Origin of the sequence: Pantoea sp. CTOTU46764, from assembly GCF_031974595.1 — a bacterium.
Taxonomy (GTDB): domain Bacteria; phylum Pseudomonadota; class Gammaproteobacteria; order Enterobacterales; family Enterobacteriaceae; genus Pantoea; species Pantoea trifolii.
Window position 1 is genome coordinate 84,606 of the sequence record NZ_DALYOQ010000010.1, and the last position, 9,014, is coordinate 93,619.

Sequence of the window (9,014 nt, forward strand, 5' to 3'; positions counted from 1 at the left end):
GGCAGACGCAGAGCATCATAGTTCGCGAAAACGCATCGACAGATCCAGCGCACGCACATGCTTGGTCAGCGCGCCAACAGAGACATAATCAACGCCGGTCTGGGCAATTTGCGGCAACGTGGTTTCGGTTACGTTGCCTGAGACTTCCAGCAGCACGCGCTTATTGGTTAGCGCAACCGCTTCATGCATCATCTCAAGGCTGAAGTTATCGAGCATGATGATGTCCGCTCCGGCATCGATGGCATCCTGCAGTTCCGTCATCGATTCGACTTCAACTTCTACCGGCACATCGGGCGACAGCCACAGCGCTTTTTCCACGGCGTTACGCACCGAGCCGCTGGCGATAATGTGGTTCTCTTTGATAAGAAAAGCATCCGACAGGCCTAAACGATGGTTGTTACCGCCACCGCACAGCACTGCATATTTCAGCGCGGTACGCAGGCCTGGCAAGGTCTTGCGCGTATCAAGCAACTGAGCTTCGCTGCCCGCCAGCAGGGCGACATAACGGCTGACCTCGGTGGCCACGCCGGACAGCGTTTGCACGAAGTTGAGCGCGGTGCGTTCTGCGGTTAACAGCAGGCGCGCCGGACCGGTAAGCTCGAACAGCAGCTGATCGGCAACCAGTTTTTGTCCATCTTCAACATGCCAGGTAAGAGTGACTTTATTGCCAAGCTGGATAAAGACTTCTTCCACCCAGCGTTTACCACAAAAAACACCGGCTTCACGGGTGATGACTTTTGCCACTGCCTGTTTTTCTGCCGGCAGCAGCAACGCGGTGATATCACGATCCGCATCCACTTCGCCGCCTAAATCCTCCTGAAGCGCCCGGGCAACGGCTTCGGGGATATCCTGTTCAATACGTTTAATCAGTTCCTGACGGCGATGATCGGGATCGTAACGACGCGTTGCCATGGTTTTGCCACTCCACAAGACGAGATTTTGTGCGCTCACCTTAGCCTGATTTATCGGTCATTGCCAGTTGCTGGTGGTGAAATGTTTAGTATCCTGAACTCACCTGCGCGGCGCATTAAGTCGCAAGCCTGTTGAGTGAAACATGTTATTCTCAGCCTGATTTTGCTTAGGATTTAACAGCATGAAACTGGAAGAGGGCTGGATTACCAGCGCGCGTAAAGTACCTTCACCACACTTCAATCAGCGTCCAAATGATGAAGTGCCCTCGCTGTTGGTGATTCACAACATCAGCTTACCGCCCGGTGAGTTTGGCGGGCCGTGGATTGATCGCTTATTTACCGGCACGTTGCCTGCCGATGCGCATCCCTATTTTGCGGACATCGCCCATTTACGCGTGGCGGCGCACTGTTTAATCCGCCGCGACGGCGAGCTGGTGCAATATGTCTCTTTCGATCAGCGCGCCTGGCACGCCGGCGTGTCGCAGTTTGAAGGACGTGAAAGCTGCAACGATTTTTCCATGGGCATTGAACTGGAAGGCACTGATACGCTGCCCTATACCGATGCGCAGTACGCGACTTTGCAACAGGTGACTCACCTCCTGCTGCAGCACTATCCGTTGACGCCTGCGCGCATCACCGGCCATAGCGATATCGCACCAGAGCGGAAAACCGATCCCGGTTCCTCTTTTGACTGGTTGCGCTATAAAGAATCCATCAGGCAGGAGAATCCCTGAGACAGCAGGAGCGGGTATGACGTTGTTTAGCTTGTTATTAGTTTTAGGTTGGGAACGCCTTTTTAAGTTGGGTGAGCATTGGCAACTGGACCATCGGCTTGAGCCGCTGTTTCGTGGCCGCCAGCGTTTTTCCCTGCTGCGCACGCTGATGATGACAGTGATAGCGATGCTGATCGTTTGGCTGGTGGTGTGGAGCCTGAAAGGCATTCTGTTTGGCGTGGCGCAACTGTTGTTCTGGATTGTGGTGGGATTACTGTGTATCGGCGCGGGTTCGGTGCGACTGCACTATCACAGCTATCTCAAAGCGGCGAGTCATGACGATGAAGCGGCGCATCAGGCGATGGCGGCCGAACTGACGCTGATTCACGGTGTGCCGGTTGAGTGCAGCGAGCGCGAGTTCCTGCGTGAACTGCAAAATGCGCTGATTTGGATTAACTTCCGTTTCTATCTTGCGCCGCTGTTCTGGTTTGTGGTCGGCGGACCTTACGGCCCGGTGCTGCTGGTGGGTTATGCGTTTCTGCGCGCCTGGCAGAGTTGGCTGGCGAAACATCATTCGCCGCTGGAGCGCTCGCAGTCAGGCGTTGATCGTCTGCTGCATGTGCTGGACTGGATCCCGGTGCGTTTGGCTGGCGTGGCTTATGCGTTGCTCGGCCACGGCGAACGTGCGTTACCCGCCTGGTTTGCCGCGTTGGGCGATCTGCATCGCCCGCAATATCAGGTGCTGACCAGTCTGGCGCAATTCTCGCTGGCACGCGATCCGCATATGGATAAAGTCGAAACGCCACGGGTTGCGGTGGCGTTGGCAAAGCGCATCTCTCTGGTGCTGGTGGTGGTAGTCGCGCTGTTGACGATCTACGGCACGCTGGTGTGATCGGCGGGCGGCACGCCGAAATCCGGAGTGCCGTCTTCGCGCCAGTCAAAGTATTTCAAACGCGTATGGCGATTCGGATCCCACAGCGGGTCGCCCTCAATTTCGGTGTAATTGCGCGCGTGATACACCAGTACCGCTCTTCCCGCTTCATCCACCGTAAAGCTGTTGTGTCCCGGTCCGTATTGCTGATTATCCCAGCTGGTGGCAAATACCGGCCGCGCGGATTTATGCCAGGCGCTGATGTTGAGTGGATCGGCCAACACATCAATGCTTAATATCCCCAGACAGTAATTTTCATCGGTCGCGCTGGCGGAATAGGTGACAAACAGCTTGTCGCCATGTTGAATCACCGCCGGTCCTTCGTTGACGCTGAATCCCGCACACTCCCATTCATACTCTGGTCGGCTCAGCATCAGCGGGGCGCTTTTTAGCGTCCACGGGTTGAGCAACTCGGCAAGATACAGGTTGGAGTTTCCGGGAATCGCCGGATCTTTTTGCGCCCACAGATACCAGTGTTTGCCTTGATGCTGGAAGTAGGTGGCATCCAGTGAGAAAGAGTCGATGGGCGTATGCACGCGGCGGCAGGGTTGCCAGTTACCGCTCAGCGGATCGGCATCATTGCACACCAGCGCATACATGCGGTGCTGGAACAGGCCATCTTTTATCGCACGCGTCGGTGCGGCGGCGAAATAGATCACCCATTGCCCGTTGATGAGATGCAGCTCCGGCGCCCAAATCAGCGCGCTAAACGGGCCGGTATCCGGTTTGTGCCACACCGTTACCGCTTCTGCCTCAATCAGGCCAGCCAGCGTCGAGGCATAGCGAATCTCCAGTCGGTCATATTCCGGCACCGAGGCGATAAAATAGTAGCCATCGGCATGACGCAGAATAAAGGGATCGGCGCGTTGAGTAATAAAAGGATTGGGCCAGCTCATTTGATCTCTCCAGGTTGCGCAGTCGCAGAGGACGCGATAGGGGATTCGTGGTGTGAATGGGCACGGCGCAGCGCCAGATCGGCCTGAATCGTACGCATTAAGTTGCGATCCACTTTCATTAAACGCACTACGCCGGCGGTGATCAGATATCCGACGCCCGGAATCACCGTGAACAGCAGCATGATGCCATTGATGGCGTTGGGTGCCTGCTGTTTTGCGCCCGCATCGTAACCGTAAATTGACAGCAGGAAACCGACCATCGCCCCTGCAACCGCCAATCCCACTTTGAGGAAGAACAGGTTGCCGGAGAAGCTCATGCCGGTGATGCGTTTGCCGGTTTTCCATTCGCCGTAATCATCCACGTCGGCCATTAGCGACCAATGCAGCGGCGACGGAATTTGATGCAGGATATTCAGCAGGAAGTAGGCGATCACCACCGCAACCGTGGCGTGCGGATCAATCCAATAGAAGCCGCAGGAGAACAGCGCCAGCGCGATGTTGGTCCAGAAGAACACCTTGAGCTTGCACCAGCGATCGGTGAGGATTTTCGCCAGCGTGCTGCCGAACATCATGCCGATCACGCCAAGGCTGATAAACAGCGTGGCAAAGTGCGTTGATTGCCCCATCACCCAGGTAACGTAATACATAGTGGCGGCCATGCGGATAAAACCGGGGCAGACGTTGCAGAAGGTCAGCAGCAGAATGCGCACCCACTGATCGTTTTTCCATACGTCGCGCAGGTCTTGTTTCAAATCATCGTTGCTTGGCGTGGCAGGTCGAATGCGCTCGCGCACCGTGGCAAAGCAGAACAGGAACATCACCAAACCAATCAGCGCCAGCACGCTCATCGCCAGTTGATAGCCGCGCGCTTTGTTGTCACCGCCAAACCATTCGGCCATCGGCAGCAGCGAAAGTGAGAGGATCAGCGTGGCAATGCCCACCATCACAAAGCGATAAGACTGACAGGAAACGCGCTCACCCGGATCGTTGGTAATCACGCCGCCCAGCGAGCAGTAAGGAATGTTGATGGCGGTGTAAGTGAGTGACATCAGGAAGTAGGTGACAAATGCCCAGATGACCTTGTTGTCGTAACTCCACTCCGGCGTGGTGAACATCAATACGCTAAACAGCACGTAAGGCACGGAAACCCACAGCAGCCACGGGCGGAAACGGCCCCAGCGGCTTTGCGTGCGGTCGGCAATCGCGCCCATGATCGGATCAGTAACCGCATCGAGTACGCGCACCGAGAGCAACAGCGTGCCGACCAGTGCCGGGGCTAAACCGAATACATCAGTGTAGAAATAATTGAGGAACAGCATGATGGCACCGCCAATCATGTTGCATCCGGCATCGCCCATGCCATATCCCAGTTTCTCTCTGAACGAGAGGGCTGCTCCTTTCATTGATCGTCTCCAGCGATATGATGAGCAGGAATTATCTTTGCAAAATCAGTTATCTGCTGGGGAGCAAATGGTCGGGTAGATGGACAAAACGCGCGGGCGGGGAAAAGTGTGAGCCAGATCAGAAGTGCTGCCCGGCATCAGCGTGCCGGGCAGGAAACAACATTACGCTTTCTGTAGTTTATTCTTGATGGTGTAACCGATAGCCAGAATCACCAGCCAGACCGGGATCAGCCAGACCGAAATCGCCATACCCGGCGTCATCAGCATGATCACCAGCACACCGGCGAGGAACACCAGGCAGATCCAGTTACCCAGCGGATAGAGCACCGCTTTGAAGCGCGTGGTCACACCTTGCTGGTCTTTCTTCTTACGGAATTTCAGGTGCGCAAGGCTGATCATCGCCCAGTTGATCACCAGCGCAGAGACCACCAGCGCCATCAGCAGGCCAAAGGCTTCGCCCGGCATCAGGTAGTTGATCAGTACGCACAGCAGGGTCGCTACGGCTGAGACCAGAATGGTCGCGACCGGCACGCCACGGCTGTCAACTTTCAGCAGCGCTTTCGGTGCGTTGCCCTGTTGCGCCAGGCCGAACAGCATGCGGCTGTTGCAGTAAACGCAGCTGTTGTAAACCGACAGCGCCGCCGTCAGGATCACCACGTTCAGCGCGTTGGCCACAAAGGCATCGCCCAGCTCATGAAAAATCAGCACGAACGGGCTGGTATCCGCCGTCACGCGCGTCCAAGGCAGCAGCGACAGCAGCACCGCCAATGAACCAATATAGAAAATCAGGATACGCCACAGCACCTGATTGGTGGCTTTCGGAATGCTCTCTTGTGGATTGTCGGCTTCTGCGGCAGTGATGCCCACCAGCTCTAAACCACCAAACGAGAACATGATGATCGCCATCATCATCACCAATCCAGTCATACCGTGTGGCAGGAAGCCGCCCTGATTCCACAGATTGCTGACGCTCGCTTGTGGGCCGCCGTTGCCGCTAAACAGCAACCAGCCACCAAACAGGATCATGCCGATGACCGCGACCACTTTGATAATTGCGAACCAGAACTCCATTTCACCAAACACTTTTACGTTGGTCAGGTTGATAGCGTTGATCAGCACAAAGAAGATGGCAGCCGTGGCCCAGGTGGGGAAATCTGGCCACCAGAACTGCACGTATTTACCGACGGCGGTCAACTCAGCCATCGCCACCAGCACATACAGCACCCAGTAGTTCCAGCCCGAGGCGAAACCGGCGAAGTTGCCCCAGTATTTGTAGGCGAAGTGGCTGAAGCTGCCGGCAACCGGCTCTTCAACTACCATTTCGCCCAGCTGGCGCATAATCAGAAAGGCAATAAAACCGGCGATCGCGTAACCGAGAATCACGGCCGGACCGGCCGATTTAATCACTGATGCGCTGCCCAGAAACAGACCAGTACCTACGGCTCCGCCCAGCGCAATCAGCTGAATATGGCGATTCTTCAAGCCGCGATGCAGCGTGTCGCCATGCTGTTGTTCCATACAAACCTCGTGATGTTGTTATTGTGCACCTGCAGTGCGCGCACTGTAAGGCTGTTTACCCTAATGTATTCTTTTCTTTACGGTATCTGGCGTGCTGTGTGCATGCATGAGCTACCACGGCGTTCAGAATAGTGATAAGCGCGCCGCTTTGCACCTGCTTTTGCTTTTTGTGCTGAGAGATGACTGAAAAAGCAGCAGCATCCTCTGCGCGCGCGTCACATTATTTCTGCCATGAAAAAATCGTGAACACGAATAGCTTTCGCTTATGGTTATGCACCATTTACTCCGCTAACTCAGTGTAAGGTTTGGTAAAAACACAATTATTTAACATTTGCCACAGGCCAACATTTTCCTTCTTTATTCCGGTAAGTTAGTGCAGCGCCATTGGCATAGTCCCCGGAAGTGTGAAGCCCGCCATATAGACACAAGGTGAATACTTTGTTACTTTACCGGCACCATTTTTCAATTGGTATTACCAATTTACTCCGGACGTTTGGCTGATAAGAAGGGAAGATGGCCTACAGTAAAATTCGCCAACCCAAGCTCTCCGATGCGATTGAGCAGCAGCTGGAATCCCTCATTATGGAAGGGACGCTCCAGCCGGGTGAAAAACTGCTCCCTGAGCGTGAACTGGCGAAACAGTTTGATGTCTCACGTCCATCCCTGCGCGAAGCAATTCAGAGCCTGGAAGCCAAAGGCCTGCTGCTACGTCGTCAGGGTGGCGGCACCTTCGTCCAAAAAAATCTCTGGCAAAGCCTGAGCGACCCGCTGGTCGGTCTGCTTGCTGAACATCCAGAATCTCAGTTTGACCTGCTGGAAACCCGCCACGCGCTGGAAGGCGTTGCTGCTTATTATGCGGCACTGCGGGGAACCGATGAAGATCTGCAGCGCATCCGTGACTGCCATCTTAACATTCAGCAGGCACAGGACAGCGGCGATCTCGACGCAGAGGCCGATGCAGTAATGAAGTATCAGATCGCTGTCACAGAAGCGGCCCATAATGTGGTGCTGCTGCATCTGCTGCGTTCCATGGGCCCTATGCTGGAACAAAACGTCCGTCAGAATTTTGAATTGCTCTACGCTCGTCGGGAAATGCTGGCGAAAGTGAGCGGTCACCGCGCCAGTATCTACGAGGCGATTGTGGCGCGTGAGCCAGAACAGGCACGCGAGGCATCCCATCGTCACCTGGCGTTCATTGAGGAAATCTTGCTGGATAGAAGTCGGGAGCAGAGTCGTCGTGAACGCTCCCTGCGTCGTTTACAGCAACGTAAGGAATAACGCACGGCAACGAACGTGCGGAAAACACGACGGGCCTGTCTTCTTGTGCTGTGAACCAGAAGCAAAGCACAAGCAGACAGGCTCCTGATAATTTCAACGTATTAGACACAGATAAGGAATACACCCCATGTCAGAACGTTTACAGAATGACGTGGATCCGATCGAAACTCGTGATTGGCTACAAGCGATCGAATCGGTCATCCGTGAAGAAGGTGTTGAGCGCGCGCAGTATCTGATTGATCAGGTAATGAGTGCAGCACGCAAAGGTGGCGTGAAAGTTGCCGCAGGTTCCTCTGCAATCAGCAACTACATTAACTCTATTGCTGTTGAAGATGAGCCGGAGTATCCGGGCAACACCTCTCTTGAACGTCGTATCCGTTCCGCAATTCGTTGGAACGCCATCATGTCGGTGCTGCGTGCGTCGAAGAAAGATCTGGAGCTGGGCGGCCATATGTCCTCTTTCCAATCTTCCGCGACCATTTATGAAGTGTGCTTTAACCACTTCTTCCGCGCACGTAGCGACAAAGACGGCGGCGATCTGGTCTTCTTCCAGGGTCACATTTCTCCAGGTATCTACGCGCGCGCCTTCCTTGAAGGTCGTCTGAGCGAAGATCAAATGAACAACTTCCGTCAGGAAGTGCAGGGCAAAGGTCTCTCTTCTTACCCGCACCCGAAACTGATGCCTGACTTCTGGCAGTTCCCAACCGTTTCTATGGGCCTGGGTCCATTGAACGCGATCTATCAGGCGAAATTCCTGAAGTATCTGGAACACCGTGGTCTGAAAGACACCTCAGCACAAACCGTTTACGCCTTCCTCGGTGATGGCGAGATGGATGAGCCGGAATCCAAAGGTGCGATCACCATCGCCACCCGTGAGAAGCTGGACAACCTGGTGTTCATCATCAACTGTAACCTGCAGCGTCTGGATGGCCCGGTCACCGGTAACGGTAAGATCATCAACGAGCTGGAAGGCATCTTTGCCGGTGCTGGCTGGAACGTGATCAAAGTGATGTGGGGCGGTCGTTGGGATGAACTGCTGCGTCAGGACACCAGCGGTAAGCTGATTCAGCTGATGAACGAAACCGTGGATGGCGATTACCAGACCTTCAAATCCCGTAACGGCGCGTACGTGCGTGAGCACTTCTTCGGTAAATATCCGGAAACCGCAGCGCTGGTGAAAGACTGGTCAGACGAAGAGATCTTCGCCCTGAACCGCGGCGGCCACGATCCGAAGAAAGTCTACGCTGCACTGAAAAAAGCGCAGGATACCAAAGGTCAGCCAACGCTGATCCTGGCTCATACCATCAAAGGTTATGGTATGGGTGACACTGCCGAAGGTAAAAACATCGCGCACCAGGTTAAGA

General features: G+C 54.8%; 7 protein-coding genes and 1 pseudogene. 4 read left to right on the forward strand and 4 right to left on the reverse strand.

The genetic code is table 11. The features are described from left to right. Positions 1-15: 15 nt before the first annotated feature. Positions 16-912, reverse strand: a complete 897-nt coding sequence (gene nadC, locus RTM06_RS06010) for a carboxylating nicotinate-nucleotide diphosphorylase (protein WP_312180672.1) — start codon at positions 910-912, stop codon at positions 16-18. A 181-nt stretch (positions 913-1,093) separates the two neighbouring features. On the opposite strand from nadC, the gene ampD reads away from it, so the two are divergent. Both ampD and ampE read left to right on the forward strand, forming a co-directional pair. Next, positions 1,094-1,645 carry a 1,6-anhydro-N-acetylmuramyl-L-alanine amidase AmpD gene (gene ampD / locus RTM06_RS06015; protein ID WP_008108575.1) on the forward strand — a complete coding sequence of 184 codons (552 nt, stop codon included), beginning with the start codon at positions 1,094-1,096 and terminating at the stop codon, positions 1,643-1,645. A 16-nt stretch (positions 1,646-1,661) separates the two neighbouring features. After that, on the forward strand, positions 1,662-2,516 hold the full coding sequence (gene ampE / locus RTM06_RS06020) for a beta-lactamase regulator AmpE (RefSeq protein ID WP_008108573.1): 855 nt from the start codon (positions 1,662-1,664) through the stop codon (positions 2,514-2,516). Here the strand turns inward: ampE and RTM06_RS06025 are convergent. The 3 genes from RTM06_RS06025 to aroP all read right to left on the reverse strand — a co-directional run bounded on the left by RTM06_RS06025 (position 2,498) and on the right by aroP (position 6,372). Next, positions 2,498-3,451 (reverse strand): family 43 glycosylhydrolase, encoded by a 954-nt coding sequence (locus tag RTM06_RS06025; RefSeq protein WP_312180675.1) that lies wholly within the window; start codon positions 3,449-3,451, stop codon positions 2,498-2,500. The genes ampE and RTM06_RS06025 overlap by 19 nt on opposite strands. After that, the gene (locus RTM06_RS06030; RefSeq protein WP_008108570.1) at positions 3,448-4,854 is read right to left on the reverse strand and encodes a glycoside-pentoside-hexuronide (GPH):cation symporter; all 1,407 of its coding nucleotides are present in this window, start codon (positions 4,852-4,854) and stop codon (positions 3,448-3,450) included. Before RTM06_RS06030 ends, RTM06_RS06025 begins: the two co-directional genes overlap by 4 nt. Before the next feature lie 162 nt (positions 4,855-5,016). After that, entirely contained in the window at positions 5,017-6,372 is a 1,356-nt protein-coding gene (aroP, locus tag RTM06_RS06035) for an aromatic amino acid transporter AroP (RefSeq protein WP_256695624.1), read from the reverse strand. Positions 6,373-6,885: 513 nt separating this feature from the next. Here aroP and pdhR point away from each other — a divergent pair. Beyond that, positions 6,886-7,650: a pyruvate dehydrogenase complex transcriptional repressor PdhR gene (pdhR, locus tag RTM06_RS06040; RefSeq protein WP_256695625.1), complete on the forward strand. Its 765-nt coding sequence runs from the start codon at positions 6,886-6,888 to the stop codon at positions 7,648-7,650. Positions 7,651-7,777: 127 nt separating this feature from the next. Next, a pseudogene (gene aceE, locus RTM06_RS06045) lies at positions 7,778-9,014 on the forward strand (pyruvate dehydrogenase (acetyl-transferring), homodimeric type); the annotation flags it as partial.